This window comes from Caballeronia sp. GAWG1-1, assembly GCF_023631465.1.
Taxonomy (GTDB): Bacteria; Pseudomonadota; Gammaproteobacteria; order Burkholderiales; family Burkholderiaceae; genus Caballeronia.
This window is the reverse complement of record NZ_JALQDB010000033.1, coordinates 1-18,785: the sequence shown is the minus strand read 5'-3', so window position 1 is coordinate 18,785 and position 18,785 is coordinate 1. Positions and strand designations below refer to the sequence as shown.

Below are 18,785 nucleotides of genomic sequence, written 5' to 3'. Positions count from 1 at the left end.
ACATGACCGACCTGAACCACCGCGCCCAGACGCTGCTGCAAGACCTCGACGGCTTCTCGGTCGAGATCGACGCCGAGCGCGAGCGCGCCGACATCATCCTGCACCGCCCGCCATTCAACGTCATTTCGATGCACGCCCGCGACCAGTTGCTCGCCGCCTTCGAAGCACTCGACGACGACGAACGGGTGCGCGTGATCGTCGTGCGCGCGAAAGGCGAGCACTTTTCGAGCGGCGGCGACATCAAGGGCTTTCTGGAGGCGTCGCCGGAACACGTGTCGAAGCTCGCGTGGAATATCGCGGCGCCCGCGCGCTGCTCGAAGCCGGTGATCGCGGCCAATCGCGGCTTCTGTTTCGGCGTGGGCTTCGAGCTGTCGCTCGCGTGCGACTTCCGCATCGTCACGGACACGACTTTCTACGCGCTGCCCGAACAGAAGCTCGGCCAGATTCCCGGCTCGGGCGGCTCGGCGCGCTTGCAGGCGATGGTCGGCATCGGCAGGACCAAGGACATCGTGATGCGCTCGCGCCGGATTCCCGGCAAGCAGGCGTACGAGTGGGGCATCGCCGTGGACTGCGTGCCGGACGCCGGACTGGAAGCCGCGACGGACGCGCTCGTCGACGAACTGCGCGCGTTCTCGCCGCTCGCCCAGCGCACCGCGAAGAAGCTCCTGAACGACTCGGAAGACGCGCCGCTTTCCATCGCCATCGAACTGGAAGGACATTGCTACAGCCGCCTGCGCTCGTCGGACGATTTCCGCGAAGGCGTCGAAGCGTTCCACGGCAAGCGCAAGCCGCAGTTCCGCGGGTTCTGACAACGCAGAACAAAGGGAGATGACATGGAACGCTTCGATTACGTGATCGTGGGCGGCGGTTCGGCGGGATGCGTGCTCGCGCATCGGCTGTCGGCGTTGCCGTCGCTGCGCGTCGCGCTGATCGAGGCGGGCGCGGACACGCCGCCGGGCGCGGTGCCGGAAGCCATTCTCGACAGCTATCCGATGCCGGTTTTCTGCGGCGACACGTACATCTGGCCAGACCTCAAAGCGAAGGCCACGACAAGCGCCGCGCCGCGCGTGTACGAGCAGGGACGCGTGATGGGCGGCGGGTCGAGCATCAACGTGCAGTCGGCCAATCGCGGATTGCCGCGCGACTACGACGACTGGGCCGCGACGGGCGCCGACGGCTGGGCGTGGCGCGACGTGCTGCCGTACTTTCGCAAGCTGGAACGCGACCTCGACTTTCCCGGCGGCGAACTGCACGGCGCTCATGGCCCGGTGCCGATCCGCCGCATCATGCCGAAGGACTGGCCGGCGTTCTGCCATGCGTTCGCGAAGGGCTTGCGCGCGCAGGGCGTGGCCGAACTGCAGGACCAGAACGGCGAGTTCGGCAACGGTTTCTTTCCCGGCACGTTCTCGAATCAGGACGACAAGCGCGTGTCCACGGCCATCGCCTATCTCGACGAAGCCACGCGCAAGCGCCCCAATCTCACGGTGTATTCGAAGCTGCGCGTCGAGCAGATTCTCATGGGAGGCGCGGCGGCGCGCGGCGTGATCGCGGTGGCCGAAAACGGCGAGCGCGTGTGCTTCGATGCGGCCGAAGTGGTCTTGAGCGCGGGCGCGCTGCAATCGCCCGCGCTGCTCATGCGCGCCGGTATCGGCGATGCGCGCGAACTGGCGGCGCTCGGCATCGCGTGCGCGGTCGATCTGCCGGGCGTCGGACGCAATCTGCAGGATCATCCGTCGCTCACGTTCTGTCATTTCCTTGAGCCGCGCTTTCGCATGCCGCTCACGCGCCGCCGCGCGAGCATGATGGCCGCACGCCTGAGTTCGGGCGTCGCGGGCTGCGACGAGTCGGACCTCTATCTGTCGAGCGCAACACGCGCCGCATGGCATGAACTCGGCAACCGGCTCGGGCTGTTCTTTCTGTGGTGCAACCGGCCGTATTCGCGCGGCCGTGTGCAGCTCGTTTCCGCCGATGCCGCCGCCGCGCCGCGCGTCGATCTCAATCTGCTCGACGACGAGCGCGATCTGCAGCGGCTCGCAGCGGGCGTGCGAATGCTGGCGCGCATCGTCGATGCGTCGGGGCTCGGCCGCGATGGACGCAATTTCTTCCCGGCGGCGTTCTCGCCGCGCGTGAAGGCATTGAGCCGGGTCGGCGAAGGCAACGCGCTTCTGACGTCCGCGCTCGGCATGCTGCTCGACACACCCGCGCCGATGCGCCGGTTCCTGATCGAACGCTTCTTTACGCGCGGCCTGAAGATGGGCGCGCTGCTCGCCGATGACCGTGCACTCGCCGAGTTCATCCGCGCGAACGTGTTCGGCGTGTGGCACGCGAGTGGCACTTGCCGGATGGGCGGCGCGAACGACCGCGATGCCGTCACCGACACCGAAGGGCGCGTGCATGGCACGCGAGGCCTGCGCGTGGTCGATGCATCGCTGATGCCGAAGCTGCCATCGGCCAATACGAACATACCGACCATCATGATCGCCGAGAAGATCGCCGACGCGATGGTCGCGGCGCGGCGCGCGAGCGTCGACCGGAGCGTGTCGGGCCGCCCGCCGCTCGCCGCCGCCCACTGAAGTTTCTTTCAACCTCGACAAGAGCACGCAAAAGATAAGCGTGCCTGCGACACAGGGCCGATCGAAAGACAGCCCGGTGACAAACTAGGAGATACACATGTCCGTAGCTGCACAAGACGGGGCCGCCGCGCTTCCGGTGAATCAGCGGCAGATCATGGGCGCGGTGCTGGCATCGTGCATGGGCTGGGCGCTCGATCTGTTCGACCTCTTCGTGTTGTTGTACGTGGCGCCGGTGGTCGGGCGTCTGTTCTTCCCGTCCGAGCACGCGATGCTGTCGCTCGCGGCGGTCTATGCGTCGTTCGCGGTGACGCTGCTGATGCGTCCGCTCGGCTCCGCGCTCTTCGGCTCCTATGCCGACCGGCACGGCCGCAAGGGCGCGATGATTTTCGCGGTCGTCGGCGTCGGCATTTCGACGGCGGCGTTCGGCGTGCTGCCGACGGTTGCGCAGGCGGGTCTCGTCGCGCCGATTCTGTTCCTGCTGCTGCGTCTGGTGCAGGGCGTGTTCGTCGGCGGCGTGGTGGCATCGACGCATACGATCGGCACCGAGTCCGTCGCGCCGAAGTATCGCGGCGCGGTGTCCGGGCTGATCGGCGGCGGCGGAGCGGGCCTCGGCGCATTGCTTGCGTCGCTCATGTATCTCGCGATGTCGTCGATCTTTCCCGGCAATCTCTTCGATGTCTGGGGCTGGCGCTGCATGTTCTTCACCGGCATCGTGAGTTCGGTGCTCGGCCTGTTCGTGTTCAACAGCCTCGAAGAATCGCCGCTCTGGAAGAAGCTCGCCGCCGAGAAAGCCGCCAAAGCCGCCAAAGCCGCGACGCAGAGCAAGACCGCGCCGGTCGAAGTCGTGCGCTCGCCCATTCGGACGCTGTTTTCGCGTGACTATCGCGGCGTGCTGCTGGTGAATCTGCTGCTCACCATCGGCGGCGGCAGCGGCTACTACCTCACGTCGGGCTATCTGCCGACCTTCCTCAAGGTCGTAAGCCATGCGCCCAACGGCGCGGCCGCCGCGATCCTGATGATCTGCAGCGTCACGGTGGTGATCGCGTCGGTGGCGGCGGGGCATCTGAGCACGTTCATCGGGCGCAAGAGCGCGTTCGTGTGGATCGGCATGATCCGCCTGATCGCGCTGCCCGGGCTGTTTCTGCTGCTGCCGACGGCGCAGAGCTTCACGATGATCGGCGTGTACGCGGTTCTCCTTTCCGCGCTTGGCAGCGCGGGCTACGCGCCGATCCTGATCTTCCTGAACGAGCGGTTCCCGACTGCGATCCGCGCGACCGGCACGGGTCTTTCATGGAACATCGGCTTCGCCATCGGCGGGATGATGCCGACCTTCGTCTCGCTCGTTGCCAAGGACGCCAGCCAGTTGCCGTCGACGCTCGCCATCTTCGTCGGCGCGATCAGCGTGATCTTCCTCGTGGGTGCGTTCGTCGTGCCCGAGACGCTCGGCAAGCTCGACAACGGCGCGGCGCGCAATCCGTCCTGAAGCGCGCAGTCAACACCGGGCGCGCGACGATCGCGCCCGCATCGTCCGATATCGAAGACAGGAGACACTTATCATGAAATATGACGAGGACGTTCGCACGCGATCCCACAAGTTCCGCGACGAGTATGTTGGCGCGACGCCGTGGTGGTATCGCGGAGAGATGCATTTGGGTTTTACGCTCGTGTTCACGACGGCGGTGATCCTGTATTGCGCCGCGCAGCTTCACGTCCCGACGTTCGCGGAATGGCTCGCGGTCGTGCCGCTCTTCTTGTTCGGCAACTGGGCGGAATGGGCCGCGCACCGGTACGTGCTGCATCGGCCGACGAAATACTTCAGCATGATCTACAAGCGTCACTGCGCGGTGCATCATCGCTTCTTCACGCATGTGACGCTGGAGTACAAGGGACACAAGCACTGGCGGGCGCTGCTGTTTCCGCCGTTCGCGCCGGTCGCGTTCGTGCTTGCCGCCGCGCCGCTCGCATTGCTGATCGGCCTGGTGTTTTCGCGCAACGCCGGCTATATCGCGCTGCTGACGATGGCCGCGTATTACCTGATGTACGAAGGGCTGCACACGCTTTCGCACGTGACGGACAGTCCGTTTCTCGACCGCGTGCCGTTCGTCAATACCGTGCGCCGCCTGCATGTGACGCATCACGATCCCGAACAGATGGCGACGCAGAACTTCAATCTCACCTTCCCGATCTGCGACACGCTTTTCGGCACGCGCAGCGATGCGCCGCGCACCGTGCGCGAGCCGACGACCCCGCGCGGCGGCTGAACGGTATCGCTTCGTTATGGGGATCCAGCCGGCGCGCCCGTCGTCACGCGCCGTATTTCTTCGGTGATGATCGCAATGAGCGCCTGCGCCGCCGGCCCGATGGGCCGCTTCGGATGCGTGACCTGGATGATGTGACGCACGATAGGAGGCGAGCCGATCGTGCGGGCGCGAAGCAGCCTTTCGTCCACCTTCGACTGCACGACGACCCGCGGCAGGATCGTCGCAATGTGGCTGTGCTCTACGAACTGCACGATCGTGCTGAGAAGATCGATCTCGAACTTCGGCTTGATGACCACATCAGCCGCCATTAGCGCGGCGTCGAGCGCACCGCGCAGGCCGTTGCGCCGCGTCGGCAGCACCAGTTCGATCTCGGCGAGCGCGACAACGTCGATCGTCTCCGGCAAATCCGGCCCGTGCGCCGCGCTCGTTACGAGAACCATTTCCTCCACCAGCAAAGGCTCCACGTCAAGCGTGAGCCTTCCGCGCGGCTTGTTGATGATGGCCGCATCGAGCCGGCCGGACTCCACGGCGTCGATGAGTTGCGCGCTGAAGCCGTCCGCGACCGATACTTCCACCTGCGGAAAGAGCGCGTCGAACCGCACGAGCGATTCCGGCAGCACGCTTTGCGCTTCCGACGACACCATGCCGAGCGACACGCGGCCCGTCACAACGACATCGCGCCGGCTCAGATGTTCGCGCGCATGCTCGAAGTCGCGCATGATCGGCGTGTAGAGCCGGTACATGAGGCGCGCGGCTTCGGTCGGCGCCATGCCGTGCGGTCCGCGTTCGAAAAGCGTCTGCCGCAATTCCGTTTCCAGCTTCGCGATCTGCATGCTAAGCGCCGGTTGTGCGATGTTGAGCCGCTTGGCCGCTCGCGTGACGGTGCCTTCCTCGAACAGCGCGATGAAATACTGGATGTGCCTCAGTTCCATGTGACAGCCGTGCGGCGAAACGGACATGGTACCGCCAACCGGCCACCCATGGCTGTCCGCGCCTTAAAGCAGTCAGTCACTCAGGCAATGAGCGCGGCAGCCGCTGACTTCCCGCATGTGAATGTCATTGGAAGATGATCAGGCAGGCGAGTGCATGCCAGTCGACCTCGTTACAGTAGGCTGCGCGAGAGCCCGGGGCCGTCCTCTCGGATTCCAGCACAAGGTCATTGATGATGTTAAACGAGAAGCTCATCGCCGGCCTTCGCACCAGCTGCTAATCGCAACGATGCTCTCGGCCTTTCAGCCGCGACGGCGCGGAGCAGCACCTCGTCGAATTCGCTCTCAGCGACGCACGTAATGCTGTTCGATGCCTTGCGCGAGCAGTGTAACAAGCCGCTGTATCGCCACCTGAGTCCGCCATGCGACATGTGGAGTCACGATCAGATCGGTGCGGCGCTGGTCAACAGCGGATGATCGGCCGCCGGCGGTTCCTGCTCGAGGACGTCGAGCGCGGCATTGGCTATCAGCTTGCGGTCGAGCGCCTCGATCAGCGCCCCCTCGTCGACGATACCGCCGCGTGCGGCGTTCACAAGTGACGCGCTGCGCTTCATTCGCTCGAATTCGGAGAGATCGAAAAGATGCCGCGTTTCGTCGGTAATCAACAAGGACCCGGAAGCGTCCATTTTCGGCGTCGCGGATTACAGCCTCGTCGATGACCTGTTTAACGTAATGCCCGAACTCGACGGGAGCATATGAGGCCCTTGATGACTGGCTGCTCGCGTTCACTGGCGGAGGAACCATTGGCTCTTTCACAAGAGATCCGGCGAAGCGCAGCGATTGCGGCGAACGCCGAAGATACGGACATCTGGCGATGGTTTGCTAACCTTGTCGAGGAACGCCGCATTCGCTGGTGTCTTGCCAGGTAGCTGGTTGGTGTGCGTCGATCATCGTCACGTCGCCACGGACGAAAGCTTCGACGAGGCAATCCGTGGTGCCAAACTCCGTACTCAGAGACGGGATGACGAGACGGTTCGAGGTAATCTTCTACGACGACGCGTCGCGTGAACTCGCACCGCTTTACTGCCGTGCCCTGTCGCCGATGGAAACCATGTACCGCCGACTTCGCCGCAATCGATCGCGCGTTTTTTCGCGTTTCAAACATCGGGATACACCTGGTGTTCATACCGGCTTCGTCAACGCGGTTGCCTGACTGTCGGCTTTGGCCGGTGTCCTTGAGTGACGGCACGGATTGTCCGTTCCCGCTCCGATACCTGCCCTTGGATCTTCGACGGCCCCGCCGGCAGAAATGGGTCGGTTTGACTCGATCGCTTTCGGGGAGGCCGACGCACAATGCGCCGCATCGCGAACGAAGGCGAAGTGACGAAATGCAGCCGCACAGTGGATGAGCGGCGAGCGTCGGCAGCAGTCGAAGGGCGGAGGTTGGCCATCCGACAGGCTATAAGTTAGTCGATACGGTCCCTGGACATACGTCTACTCGGGCAATCTTGACGTTCTCAAAGGCCGACTAAAAAGATGTCGGCTGCAAAGCTTTCATGCGTGTGAGATGTTGCATCAGGTCTGCATATTTCCGATAGGAAGCTAGCAAAACAGCTCTTTTCTCGATGCGCAGATGTTCAATGCGCAACGACTAGGCCTCGGTTCGCCGTCCTGACAAGCAACGCCGTTAGATGGTTGTATGATTTTTCTAGTGCGAGGTTATCGGGCATGAAGAACTAGCCGCCGAAGCGCGAACAGACCGGTGAGCGTCATCCCTGTTCCAAGCCCTCGCTCGATCTGTTCAAAGGCGCGCACAACTACGTCAAGACGCGTCTCTCTAAGCTGGCGGTCATGCTCGTTGACCACCGCTGTCGCAACTTCCATCTCATCCCTGCCCAATCTCCAGCCGCTCAAGTTTCCCGACGCGAGGACGCCAGTAAGCGCAGCCTCGGCTGAGGCAAGGCTGCACTCGTCGATCTCGCCGTGCCCGGCCGCTGCGATTAATCCCGTTAAGGCCACGGCTTGCGATAGGCAACGCAAAGTCGCTGCGTCGCCTTGCCCGACACGAGCGACTTCAAGCGCCATGCGGACCTGGATGGAAATTTGTGCGACCGAATCCGGATCGAGCGGAAGATAAAGCACCTTCTTATGCCTCGCCGCTTTTGCGACGCTACGGATCGGTTTTCGCGACTTTGATTTAGACATCATTGGGCATTCGAGACAGGTTCGATGAGTTCGAATTTTTCAGGCGAATCAGCGGTTATCGCGATTCTATTAGCAGAATTAGTGCACCACATTAGCGGAATTAATGGGCCTCAACAACAATTGCGTGCATCATGGCGTCACAAACCTGTGAGACTCGATAACTCGAGCGCAATAACGCGCGCGGTGCGCAGCGTGACGAATCCTTCGCAGAAACTGTTGACGCCGTCGTCTGCGCAGAATCGGAATCCGTGGCGGTCAGAATCACCTGTACTGGCCGCTTCATGTGCTGTAATCGTAACGTTCGTGTCGAAGGCACCTTTTGGTCTATTCAGCATTGACCTCGCGCGCGATCTGATTTGGATGCAAAGCTTCAGTCGTAAATTCATTCATCTATTAGCCAGATTTTTCAGCTGGCGCTTTCAAATCTAATACATGGTTTCGCCGGGCGCGTTATTGAGACGGGTGGGCCGCTTCGAAGAGAAGACTCACCTGCTTAAAGAGCTCGTACCGACGTCGCGGATACCGTCATCAAAACGTGAGTTTGGAAAGTGAGAAGGCACCGTCCTTGCGTAGAGTGGATGCCCGCATGTTGCCGGCGAAAAGGAGCGATGCCATGAATGAAGACCAGGTCAAGGGAGTCGGGGAGAAGGTAAAGGGCAAGATCAACGAGGGCGTTGGCAAAATGACGAACGATCCAGCCCAAGAAGCGAAGGGCGACGCACAGCAAGCAGCAGGCGAAGTGCGCAAAGATGTAGGCGACGCCAAAGAGGATTTGAAGGACGCGGCCGACGATGCGTCAAAGCCGTAATGGATTTTCAGATGTAGGACGGATGAACGCCCGCCTCGATTTCGCGGGCGTTGTTTTCGCGGCGCTCGACAATCACGGAGCATCTTTGGCCGGAGCCGGCCGTGCTTAATGGAACGTGGACTCCGCCCGCAGTTCAAGCAACGCAATGACCAATTCAAAAGCGAGAACGCAATGTACCTTCGAACTTCGCCTGACTGCATGCGCGGCTACCCCGCAACGAAATCTGTTCAACCTTTGCAAGACGAGTTGTCGACGACGCGGTTGTTTATCGGCGTCTCGTTCAGGTTGAAGGCGACCCGTTGAGACTTGTGAAAACGAGCCGCTCAAGTTTGCAATGTTGGTGCCGTGATGCAGCGCCTCGGCTGCTGTCTCTCAGTAGTTTGGCTCGCCCTCGGTGGCGGGCCCTTCTTTTCGGCACCCCTTCCCGCGTTTTGACTGCACGAGGGATCGCAACCTCGCACCGTCCATTTTCGACAAGAAGAAAGAATGCCGTCTGAGAACGAATGCCTATTAGGCTTTCAAAAAGTGCAACATAAAAAACACCGTCGGCAAGCCCATTGCGGCCGTCACAAGCCCGATGACGATCAGAACGTCGTAGACATGCATCCGTTCCTCAAACTCCTGCTGCCGTTTTAGGACCGGATCGGCGGCCAAACGGGCAGAGTTCAGCGAAATGTTCTCAACTCGCCTCTTGGGGCTCGGCCAAGAATTGGATGTGAAGGGTGTCATCATCGATGTCCAGTTGGAAACCAGTCAAGCCGACCACGGGCGAAGTCGCCTCTTGCATGAATCTTACTGGGATCGTTGCGGCGCAATTCGAGGAGCACGGCAGAGATCGGCCCTCTAATTAGGGCATAGGCCTTGCATAACCCTGATTAATGGCGGCCATTAGACACACACATATGCTCGAGCGCGCGTTGTTTTCTGCAGCGCGTCGAACCTCAATGAAAATCTTAATGACTCGACCGACGGCGCGAAAGCGATCGGATATGCTCGACTAATGTTTCAACTGAAAGGGGTTTTTCTAAGACGACGTTGGCTAAGCCTTCCGCTTGAATGCCTCTTGCAGCGGAGCAAAGAATCATTGGGAGACTATGGGTTCGTTCGTCGGACCGCAATGCACGGCATACTGCTAGACCGTCCATGCCGGGCATCATGTAGTCGCAGACTATGACGTCGGCTCCTCCTTGCAAGGCTTTCGCTAAACCATCACTGCCCGTTCGAGCAGTGATGACTACCATCCCTTCAAACGAAAGCACGAGTTCCCAGATTTGAACGATGTCTGGATCGTCGTCAATAAGTAATACCGTGACCGGCCGGGTACGTGAGGGCGTGGATTGTGACATAGCAAGCCGGCTTCGTGGTTAGACTCGACCGGTGTTCGAGCAAGCCCTGTACCGAATAGCCAGCGTATGACAATGTGCTTTGATAGGTCTATTGGTGGCATGCGGCTCATCGCGCGGAAGCATTGCAAGTTGCCGTTCGAAGGTTTCGATGGTCAATGGCATGGTCAAGCCCTCACAGGAACGAGACTGTTGAGCATGATCGATTCCCGGAGTATTGACGTAAGCCTTGCGACCTGATTAGGCGACGCCAACGTGCACCCCTTTACGCAGGCGACGGTTAGAGCGATCACGTCTAACCTCTCTGACGTTTCGCTGGACATCACCTTGCGGGGAGTGACCGTTTAATTTGTAAGAATTTGGTAACTCTTTATTAATAACTCGGCCTTTTCTTTATATTCATGAAACTTTCATATTCGCGCGAAAAACGCGATTTTTTGTCATTTCATAGAACTTAAAGCTGAAGAACCGGGGTTGATTAAAATATGAAAGAAGTATTGCCGAACGTACATACATCGATGCGAAAACGCGCATTGGTCGCTGGGGCGGCGTCCCTGTTACTGGCGAGCGTAATAACAGCGTGCGGCGGTGGGGGCTCTGACTCATCGTCTCCGACGGCGACAAACGCTGGGGGTGCGCCGACCACCGTTTCAAGCGGGACGCCTGCTGCATCGTCCCCTTCGCAGAGCGGGACTGTGTCATCAGGAAGTGCGCAAGGAAGTGATTCCGACGCTTCAACCGCGCCGGCTAGTACCCCCGTTGTATCAAGCGGCGGGGCATCTAGCCCAGCGGTGGCTAGTGGGACTTCAAGTCCGACCGCCGACACTGGTGCGTCCACGCCGGCTGTCACTGGTAACAGCCTGCTCCCAGCCACCGTGCAAATCACCACTGATGGCGGTGCGCCCATAGCGGATAAGGTCAACTACGTTGGCGCGACATTCAGTATCGCTAAAACCGATAGCAATTACGTGTACTCCGGAAGAGCGTCCATTCGAGGTCGTGGAAATAGTACGTGGGAGATGCCGAAGAAGCCTTATAAGATTAAGCTCGATGAGAAGGCTGCCTTACTGGGATTGCCCAAGGACAAAAATTGGGTTTTGCTGGCAAATTATTCCGACAAGACGCTGCTAAGAAACCGAGCGGCATTCGAGCTGGGCAAGCGACTGGGGATGGCATGGACGCCGCAAGACCAGCCCGTTGAGGTGACGCTCAACGGCGAATACCTGGGGGTCTATGATCTGGTCGAGTCGATCAGGATCGATAAAAACCGCGTCAATATCGCCGATACCGACAATACCGTTGCTCCGGAGAACACTGGCTTTATCTTGGAGATTAACGGTCGCTTGGACGATGACGTGTGTTGGACCACGACGCATGGAGTGCCGATTTGCATCGATACGCCGTCGCCGGCTTCAACTGCGCAGGCGGCGTATATCAAGCAGTATGTACAAGCAGCAGAGGACACGCTGTTTTCCAACGCGGCTACCGATCCTGCGTCTGGCTATGAGAAATATTTTGATGTTGCCTCATTGATTAACTGGTACCTCGTCAATGAGGTCTTCAAGAATCAGGATGCGCAAGGGTATGCAAGCATCTACCTGTACAAAGATGCCGGCGGCAAACTGAAATACGGCCCGCTTTGGGATTTCGACGTCGCGGCGGGTAACGTCAACTACTCAGGTGCGCAGTACCCGCTCGGATGGTGGATTTCCGACAACACATGGATTTCACGGATGAAGAGCGTGGATCCGACCTTCGAGACGCGCATACGAGCGAAATGGGTGCAAGAGAAAGCAGCCCACATCGATACACTGCCTTCCTATTTCGATAGTAGCGCTGCGGCATTGCAAACTAGTGGGAGCGAGCAGCGCAATTTTGTGCGTTGGCCGATCCTGGATAAGCAGGTGTGGCCCAACCCGGTCGTTACTGGATCATATCAAGGTGAAATGGACTACGTGAAGAACTGGCTTCAACAGCGCATCACGTGGCTCGATGAGAATCTTTAACCCAAGCATAATGTCCTACATGCCACGCTTTTCTAGCGGTAGTTGAAATAGGATCGCCCGCCTCATGGCGGGCTTTTCTTTCTCTATGCAGCGTTTTCGATCATCGCGATAAGGCGGCGCGCGTGGTCGTTGCTGACATCATGCTCGTTGAAAAAGCGAATGAGTAGGTGCCAACAAGCCGTGACTTCGTCGCGGCGTGGAGCCGAACTGTCGGCGAATGCTTGCGCAGCAAGCAATCGGGCTTGTATGACTTGTACAATGTGGGATACATCGACGTCGCGCGACATAGGTAGCCTTGAATGGCGCTGAAAGCGGCGCAGTGGTTCCAAGGTAACACGCTGGCGCATCCGAATTGCGCATTTTCTTGGCACTTCGGCGATAAGTTTCCTAGACTAGGTTCGCGTCGCTATGGCGCAAGTCTTGAGTGCTTTGGCCCGCTTCTCCCTGCGGGCTTTTTTCTATGTCAGCAATCAAACACCTGGATGCGTCTGTTTTGCGGGTCTTCGTCGTCTGTTTCTGTCGCCCGAGTCCCAAACGCGCAGCCAAACTCTTGCATTGCATTCACTCTCGTCTCGCCATTGCGCGCACTGAATTGATGCCGTGCGGTCAAGGAATCTTGCGCGTTCAGCACCTATGTCCGTCATCGCGAAGTCAGCGCCGAACTGAGCGATCAAACGGATTGAGGCATACGTGCCGCGTCGGCCGCAACGCGTACAGGTCATTTCGATGTGCGTCGTACTCGCCGCGACGGCGCTCAGTGATGGCTCGGTGTTTAGCCATGACGTTAGTTCATCAATGAGTCCGAAGCGCGATGACAGATACCACCAACGAGGCAAGGGCAACCACGAGAGCGGAAGCCGAGAGCAAAAGCATTGCCGTCATCATCATTCGTTGATAGTAGAACTCTCTCATTCTGTTGATAGTGACGTCGGCTTCGTCATTACCGCGCGGATACATCTCAGCGTGAGCGCGATGAATTCGTATTTCGATTTCTTCGTGCAGCGCCTTATTCCAGCGGTGGGTGTGATCCAAGAGCCAGCAAACAATCTTTGGCTTGAAGTTGTGTTCGGGCATGAGCGAGCGGTCTACATATTAGTAGCTAGACTAGTAGCTAACAAGTTTAAGATCGATGGAGATGCCATTTAACTAATTGATTTGTAATCGTTAATTCGATTACATCAACACAATGTCATATTGCCATGCACTTCCATCGAGATCATTAGCATTCCTCCATCGAAGGTAGGACGAGGCCATTCCACTATATCCGGACTCGATCGCGAGATGTACTCGCCGGCCCCGATGGATTTCGCCGCAAAGGTCCTAATCTACTTGTCGGACTTTACGTCCGAGTAATGTCTCAGGCTTGCCTCTGCGCGGTCCAACCTGTCTTGCCATCGATCAATACGCCTGTACAACCGTGAATGGGCTATAGGATTGACGCTCGCTTACTGCACTGGTGCAGGCTGATACGTTCGTCCATACGCCAGCAACGCCCAGATCGTGCGGGCCATCTTGTTCGCGAGCGCAACAGCAACGACGTTGGTCGGGCGTCGGGCTAACAGCGCGCGCAATTGGTCCGACAGGTGCTTCGAACTTGAGATGACCGAGCGCGCGCCGTGGATCAGTAAGGTTCGCAGATACACGTCACCACGTTTGCTGATGCCGACAAGTTTTATCTTGCCGCCGGAACTATTCTGTCGCGGCACGAGGCCCAGATAAGCGGCAAACTCCCTCCCGGAGCGGAACGTTCCTGCCTGTCCGATGACTGAAACCGCCGCAGTCGCCGTGAGTACGCCAACGCCAGGGATTTCGGAGATGCGTCGGCACGCATCGTCATTGCGCCGCCATTCGATGATGCGGTGTTCGAGTCGCGCAATCTGTTCGTCAAGTACTCGTAGTCGGGACAACTGATCCTGGAGGCTGTCTGTGAGCATCGCCGGCAACTGATCGGCCAGTGATGCCAGCGCCGCCTTGGCGGCTTCGACCGACGCACGCCGGCCTTGCGGCAGCACGACACCGAATTCATAGAGCAGCCCCACGAAGCTGGTTGATCTGCATGACGCGAATCCGGACCAGTTGCTGGCGTATGCGATGCATTGCCAGCATTGCTTGCTGGTCTTCCGTCTTGACGGCCGCGAACCGCATCCCCGGGCGCTGGGCTGCTTCCCAGAAGGCCGCGGCGTCGGCCGCATCATTCTTGTTCGACTTCACAAACGGCCGCACGAACTGCGCTGCAATCAGTTGCACGTCGTGACCAAGCCGCGCCAGAACACGGGCCCAATAATGGGCGCTACCACATGCCTCCATGACGACGCGGCTCGCTGGCCGGTTCGAGAAGAACGGCACCAGTTGAGCGCGTTTGAGTGTCTTGCTGTGAATCGCGCCGGATTCAGGGTCGACATAGTGAATCTGGAAAACGCGCGTGGCCAAGTCAATGGCAATGATCGTCGGTTCCATCTGGTTCTCCTTGGCGGCTGTAGTGCCGAACCATCAATGTCGCATGCTCAGAACGAAAGTCTGCAGCGCCGGACGGCACCTTGAGGCGGGAGGCGACCATTCCATCTACTTGGCAGAAACACGACATAATGAAATGGCCAGCCCGAACCCAGCGATCGTCCTACTATGAGAGGTTCGATCCAACGTAGATGGAGGGTGACATGGACGAGGTCACGCTGACCGGCATCGATCTGGGCAAGCATGTGTTTCACGTTCACGGGCAGGATGCGAAGGGCCATGCGGTCTTTCGCAAGAAGCTTTCGCGTCAGCAGTTGCTTTCCTTCTTCAGCAATCTCAAAGCCGTTACTGTCGTCATGGAAGCTTGTGCTGGTTCACACTGGCTAGCACGCAAGCTGAATGCGATGGGGCACGCGAGCAAGCTGATTTCGCCGCAATATGTGCGGCCGTTTGCGAAGAGCAATAAGAATGACTACATTGATGCTGAGGCGATCTGTGAAGCCGCGTCCCGACCAGCAATGCGCTTCGTCGAGCCTCGAACGGAAGCCCAGCAACTTCTAGCCGCACTACATCGAACGCGTGAGGGTTTGGTAACGGAGCGTACGGTCACCATCAATCGAATTCACGGTATCTTGCTCGAATTTGGCGTCGTGGTGCCAATTTCCAAAGTAACCTTGCGTCGTTTGCCTGATGTCATCGCGCTCAATGATCTCCCGTCGAGGCTTCTCCAAATCATTCAACGACTGCACGAACACTATAAATATCTTGACGCCCAAGTTGTCGAAATCGAGAAGGAACTGGTCGCGCAGCTTCGCGAGGACGAAAACGCCGCTCGATTGCTTTCAATTCCGGGGATTGGCACCATCACGGCAAGCTTGCTCGCATCTGAGATCGGAAGCATCACACAGTATGCGGGTGGAAGAAATTTTGCCGCATCGATCGGACTAGTCCCACGTCAGAAAAGCACGGGCGGACGAACGACCTTATGCGGCATCAGCAAACGCGGTGACAAACATCTGCGCCGTCTGCTCGTGCAAGGCGCGCGTGCTGTCATACAGCGCGTGCAAAAACGTAACGACAGGCTTGGAGAATTGGATTCGTTCGATGTTGATTCGACGACACTCGAATGTGGTTGCATGCGCGCTTGCCAACAAGCTTGCTCGGATCGCTTGGGCCGTTCTGACGAAGCATACGGAATATCAAGGTTCGTTGTTGATTCACAAAAGTTGAGATTTTGCTAACCGGGTTTTGCGACTGCTGGAGTTTGATGGCCAACGGCTCAGCGACCGGACGAATAACCTGACAAGTTCTACAGCTCATTAGCAGCTGCCGACATTTTGAGGTTCGACTGGTGCGGTTTTCATCTCGAAACAACGGACGAGCGTCCGGCACGATTCCGGATAGATTTGCGCAAGCCACACACTGTCAAAACCAGAGGTTGTGACCTGCCCCGGTAACTTGAGACCGAATTGATCTAGGATAACGGCGCATCATACGGAGCGCGTCATGTTGTGCAGTCGATCCTTGGTCACGCATCGCTGCAGACGACCTCGATCTACGTCAAGGCGGAAAAGCGGCGCATGCTTGAGGCTGCCGCGCGGTATTACGCAAACGAAGTTTCAATAGAAAACTGCGATGGCTTCGGCCTTAAGAGGATTGTTGGTTGGCCGTTAAGGGCTCCTTTTGAGGGATAAAAGGTCGTGTCTTGCGGGAATGCAATCGATCCGATAGAAAAAATTGGCAAAAATAGAAGTTGTGATGCAGTGCCACCAATCGTATGATGAGCGCTCTTCACCTGTTTCGTTCCCCGCGTTACAGGCTCTTAGAGCCGGCCTTTGTGCCGGCTTTTCCTTTTATTTGTTGATTTCTAGTCGAACACCCTTTCTTGAATTGGAAAAATCTAAAGTTACACGCGCTATCGCCGTTAGTTATGAAAAGGTAGATCGGACGTGTCGAATTCGTAGCCCGTTCTTGCGTGGTACAACTAGGGAAGAGTTCAATGAAAGCTTTACGAAATATTAGTATCGGGGCGAAGCTTGGCGTTGGCTTCGGGTTGACGCTAGTTGCGCTTTGCCTGATCGGCGGGCTCGCACTGGTACAGGTGTCGCGGGTGTACAAAGGCACCAATGACCTTGCGACCAACTGGATGCCGAGCGTGTTGACGCTGGGGGAAGTTCGCTCGGCAACCAATGCGGTAAGGCGTGGTTCGTCGGGGGCGCTGTTGGCAACCAACGCGCACGAGAAGGCCGCGCAAGAGAAGAAGCGCAGCGATGCATTAGCGAGTCTCGACGGCGCGCTGGCTAAATACCAATCGCTTATATCTTCGCCGGATGAAAAGCAGCTTTTCGAGGACTTCAAGACGGCTTGGGCGGCCTATTTGACGGTCGACAACAAGGTCAACGCACTGAACGATGGTGGAGCAGACCATTACACTGAAGCTAGGGAGTTGGCGGCAAATCAGTCCTCGGCTTTATTCTCGACGGTGTCTGATCTGATCACGCGCGACATCGTACTGAATACGAAGGGGGCCAACGATGCCGCAGCAGCAGCCGCTGACGACTATCAAAAGACATTGGTCACTACCATTGTGCTGGTAGCTCTGGCCATTGCATTCAGCGTTGTTGGGGCGATCTTAATCGCTCGATCAATCGTCGCGCCTATCCGCCGTTCGCTTGAGGTTGCGCAGACCGTCGCACAAGGAAATTTGACTTCCGAAATTATCGATGATGGCGCGGACGAAACGGGACAACTGCTCCGCGCACTGCGTCATATGAACGAGCGGCTTGCCGACATTGTCGGACGTGTGCGCAGTGGTAGCGAGAGCATTGCCACGGCTTCGGCACAGATCGCGGCTGGCAACACTGATCTTAGTCAGCGCACGGAAGAGCAGGCGGCGTCGCTTCAGGAGACGGCCGCCAGCATGGAAGAACTGACATCAACGGTCAAGCAAAACACCGAAAATGCGCAGCAAGGCAATACCCTGGCGGCGAATGCGTCGGAAGTGGCCGCGCGCGGCGGTGTGGTCGTTAGCCGTGTGGTCGATACGATGAAGGAGATCAGCGCGAGCTCTGCGAAGGTCGCGGAAATCATCACGGTAATCGAAGGCATCGCTTTCCAGACCAACATACTTGCATTAAATGCGGCAGTTGAGGCCGCGCGCGCAGGCGAGCAGGGCCGGGGTTTTGCGGTGGTAGCCGGTGAAGTACGAACCTTGGCTCAGCGCAGCGCGACCGCTGCCAAGGAGATCAAGGACCTCATTGACGTGTCGGTGTTGAAGGTAAGTGCCGGCTCACAACTCGTCGAAGAAGCCGGTCAGACGATGAATGAGGTAGTACAGTCGGTCAAGCGCGTCGCCGACCTGATGGGTGAGATCTCGGCCGCGTCCTCCGAGCAGCACGCCGGTATCGAGCAAGTAAACGTGGCCGTCTCTCAAATGGATGAAGTTACGCAGCAGAATGCCGCCTTGGTGGAGCAAGCGAGCGCGGCAGCCCAATCGATGGCTCAGCAATCAGGCGCGCTCCGCGATGTGGTATCGGTTTTCCAGCTTGGGATCAGTTGCGCCGAGGTGCGTGTCTCGACCGAATTACTGTCTACGCCGCCGCTGATTTCTTTTCCACCTTTAGCTCGTCCCAAACATTCAAAGAAGATGAGCGCCTCAATTCGACCGCCAGCATCGAGGCAAGCAACCGTATCAAGCGATGGCGACTGGCAGGCTTTCTAGGTGACATTTTTCCCACTGGCGGGCGAACGATGAAGGCGTGAAGCGCTTGTCCTTGCAAGAGGCGAAAGCGTTGCTGCGTTTCTCGCCGCGCCAGTTCTTCTGCGAGCCGCCTCCGTCCCCAGGCGTTGAATCGTCATTCGATTTCGTCTTGGGCACGAAGCTCTTGTGCCCCGCCCACGCTTGAATGAGCGTGCCGTCGACGCTGAAGTTGTTGAGGGGCTTTAATTCTGCTACTGGGTGCACTAATTCTGCTAATACACCGTAGGTCAGGCGATTTGGAGCTTCTGCCTAGAGAGCGTCAAGCGGCACGACCGGCCGTGCTGCTTGACGCTCTCTAGAGAACCAAAAACCGGATAGTTCGAACTTAAAGGAACTGGAAGTTCAGCCTTGCATGAGCGCGGTCGGCGGTGGAACAGCCCCGTGAAAGACCGGACACAGTCTCCCACTTACAATAGCGGGTAGGCATAAGACTGTGTATATGACTA

13 protein-coding genes and 4 pseudogenes are annotated in these 18,785 nt (G+C 58.4%); 9 read left to right on the top strand and 8 right to left on the bottom strand.

Annotated elements, in window-relative coordinates:
- The first annotated feature begins 2 nt into the window (after positions 1 to 2).
- The 4 genes from NCT03_RS23170 (at position 3) to NCT03_RS23155 (ending at position 4,834) form a co-directional block, all read left to right on the top strand.
- Entirely contained in the window at positions 3 to 809 is an 807-nt protein-coding gene (locus tag NCT03_RS23170; protein WP_250468108.1) for an enoyl-CoA hydratase/isomerase family protein, read from the top strand.
- A gap of 24 nt (positions 810 to 833) precedes the next feature.
- Positions 834 to 2,573: a GMC family oxidoreductase gene (locus NCT03_RS23165; protein WP_250494065.1), complete on the top strand. Its 1,740-nt coding sequence runs from the start codon at positions 834 to 836 to the stop codon at positions 2,571 to 2,573.
- Between the two features lie 97 nt (positions 2,574 to 2,670).
- Positions 2,671 to 4,056: an MFS transporter gene (locus NCT03_RS23160; RefSeq protein WP_250494064.1), complete on the top strand. Its 1,386-nt coding sequence runs from the start codon at positions 2,671 to 2,673 to the stop codon at positions 4,054 to 4,056.
- A 73-nt stretch (positions 4,057 to 4,129) separates the two neighbouring features.
- Positions 4,130 to 4,834 carry a sterol desaturase family protein gene (locus NCT03_RS23155; RefSeq protein WP_250494063.1) on the top strand — a complete coding sequence of 235 codons (705 nt, stop codon included), beginning with the start codon at positions 4,130 to 4,132 and terminating at the stop codon, positions 4,832 to 4,834.
- A gap of 14 nt (positions 4,835 to 4,848) precedes the next feature.
- On the opposite strand, the gene NCT03_RS23150 is transcribed toward NCT03_RS23155, so the two are convergent.
- Positions 4,849 to 5,766: a LysR family transcriptional regulator gene (locus NCT03_RS23150; RefSeq protein WP_250494071.1), complete on the bottom strand. Its 918-nt coding sequence runs from the start codon at positions 5,764 to 5,766 to the stop codon at positions 4,849 to 4,851.
- A 440-nt stretch (positions 5,767 to 6,206) separates the two neighbouring features.
- Positions 6,207 to 6,377, bottom strand: coding sequence for an NAD(P)-dependent oxidoreductase (locus tag NCT03_RS23145; protein WP_250468104.1), 171 nt, complete (start codon positions 6,375 to 6,377; stop codon positions 6,207 to 6,209).
- Positions 6,378 to 6,417: 40 nt separating this feature from the next.
- Between NCT03_RS23145 and NCT03_RS23140 the strand changes: the two are divergent.
- Positions 6,418 to 6,522, top strand: a pseudogene (locus tag NCT03_RS23140) (electron transfer flavoprotein subunit alpha/FixB family protein); the annotation flags it as partial.
- A 960-nt stretch (positions 6,523 to 7,482) separates the two neighbouring features.
- Here NCT03_RS23140 and NCT03_RS23135 read toward each other — a convergent pair.
- Entirely contained in the window at positions 7,483 to 7,971 is a 489-nt protein-coding gene (locus NCT03_RS23135) for a hypothetical protein (protein WP_250468103.1), read from the bottom strand.
- A 610-nt stretch (positions 7,972 to 8,581) separates the two neighbouring features.
- Here NCT03_RS23135 and NCT03_RS23130 point away from each other — a divergent pair.
- On the top strand, positions 8,582 to 8,776 hold the full coding sequence (locus tag NCT03_RS23130; protein ID WP_250468102.1) for a CsbD family protein: 195 nt from the start codon (positions 8,582 to 8,584) through the stop codon (positions 8,774 to 8,776).
- Between the two features lie 510 nt (positions 8,777 to 9,286).
- Here the strand turns inward: NCT03_RS23130 and NCT03_RS23125 are convergent.
- Together NCT03_RS23125 and NCT03_RS34200 are read right to left on the bottom strand one after the other, a co-directional pair.
- Positions 9,287 to 9,508 (bottom strand): hypothetical protein, encoded by a 222-nt coding sequence (locus tag NCT03_RS23125; protein ID WP_250468101.1) that lies wholly within the window; start codon positions 9,506 to 9,508, stop codon positions 9,287 to 9,289.
- A 221-nt stretch (positions 9,509 to 9,729) separates the two neighbouring features.
- Positions 9,730 to 10,122 carry a response regulator transcription factor gene (locus tag NCT03_RS34200; protein WP_350030173.1) on the bottom strand — a complete coding sequence of 131 codons (393 nt, stop codon included), beginning with the start codon at positions 10,120 to 10,122 and terminating at the stop codon, positions 9,730 to 9,732.
- 872 nt (positions 10,123 to 10,994) lie between these two features.
- Here NCT03_RS34200 and NCT03_RS23120 point away from each other — a divergent pair.
- Positions 10,995 to 12,125 carry a CotH kinase family protein gene (locus tag NCT03_RS23120; protein WP_250494062.1) on the top strand — a complete coding sequence of 377 codons (1,131 nt, stop codon included), beginning with the start codon at positions 10,995 to 10,997 and terminating at the stop codon, positions 12,123 to 12,125.
- 792 nt (positions 12,126 to 12,917) lie between these two features.
- On the opposite strand, the gene NCT03_RS23115 is transcribed toward NCT03_RS23120, so the two are convergent.
- Both NCT03_RS23115 and NCT03_RS23110 read right to left on the bottom strand, forming a co-directional pair.
- Positions 12,918 to 13,199, bottom strand: coding sequence for a hypothetical protein (locus tag NCT03_RS23115; protein ID WP_250470102.1), 282 nt, complete (start codon positions 13,197 to 13,199; stop codon positions 12,918 to 12,920).
- Positions 13,200 to 13,570: 371 nt separating this feature from the next.
- Positions 13,571 to 14,582, bottom strand: a pseudogene (locus tag NCT03_RS23110) (IS110 family RNA-guided transposase).
- Between the two features lie 200 nt (positions 14,583 to 14,782).
- Between NCT03_RS23110 and NCT03_RS23105 the strand changes: the two are divergent.
- Positions 14,783 to 15,809, top strand: a pseudogene (locus tag NCT03_RS23105) (IS110 family RNA-guided transposase).
- A gap of 769 nt (positions 15,810 to 16,578) precedes the next feature.
- The gene (locus NCT03_RS23095; protein ID WP_250494061.1) at positions 16,579 to 18,300 is read left to right on the top strand and encodes a methyl-accepting chemotaxis protein; all 1,722 of its coding nucleotides are present in this window, start codon (positions 16,579 to 16,581) and stop codon (positions 18,298 to 18,300) included.
- 69 nt (positions 18,301 to 18,369) lie between these two features.
- Here the strand turns inward: NCT03_RS23095 and NCT03_RS23090 are convergent.
- Positions 18,370 to 18,510, bottom strand: a pseudogene (locus NCT03_RS23090) (IS5/IS1182 family transposase); the annotation flags it as partial.
- Between the last annotated feature and the right edge of the window lie 275 nt (positions 18,511 to 18,785).

Coding starts and splice junctions, on each gene's coding strand:
- NCT03_RS23170 (WP_250468108.1), top strand. CDS start 3: ATGACCGACCTGAACCACCGCGCCCAGACGCTGCTGCAAGACCTCGAC.
- NCT03_RS23165 (WP_250494065.1), top strand. CDS start 834: ATGGAACGCTTCGATTACGTGATCGTGGGCGGCGGTTCGGCGGGATGC.
- NCT03_RS23160 (WP_250494064.1), top strand. CDS start 2,671: ATGTCCGTAGCTGCACAAGACGGGGCCGCCGCGCTTCCGGTGAATCAG.
- NCT03_RS23155 (WP_250494063.1), top strand. CDS start 4,130: ATGAAATATGACGAGGACGTTCGCACGCGATCCCACAAGTTCCGCGAC.
- NCT03_RS23150 (WP_250494071.1), bottom strand. CDS start 5,766: ATGGAACTGAGGCACATCCAGTATTTCATCGCGCTGTTCGAGGAAGGC.
- NCT03_RS23145 (WP_250468104.1), bottom strand. CDS start 6,377: ATGAAGCGCAGCGCGTCACTTGTGAACGCCGCACGCGGCGGTATCGTC.
- NCT03_RS23135 (WP_250468103.1), bottom strand. CDS start 7,971: ATGATGTCTAAATCAAAGTCGCGAAAACCGATCCGTAGCGTCGCAAAA.
- NCT03_RS23130 (WP_250468102.1), top strand. CDS start 8,582: ATGAATGAAGACCAGGTCAAGGGAGTCGGGGAGAAGGTAAAGGGCAAG.
- NCT03_RS23125 (WP_250468101.1), bottom strand. CDS start 9,508: ATGATGACACCCTTCACATCCAATTCTTGGCCGAGCCCCAAGAGGCGA.
- NCT03_RS34200 (WP_350030173.1), bottom strand. CDS start 10,122: ATGTCACAATCCACGCCCTCACGTACCCGGCCGGTCACGGTATTACTT.
- NCT03_RS23115 (WP_250470102.1), bottom strand. CDS start 13,199: ATGCCCGAACACAACTTCAAGCCAAAGATTGTTTGCTGGCTCTTGGAT.
- NCT03_RS23095 (WP_250494061.1), top strand. CDS start 16,579: ATGAAAGCTTTACGAAATATTAGTATCGGGGCGAAGCTTGGCGTTGGC.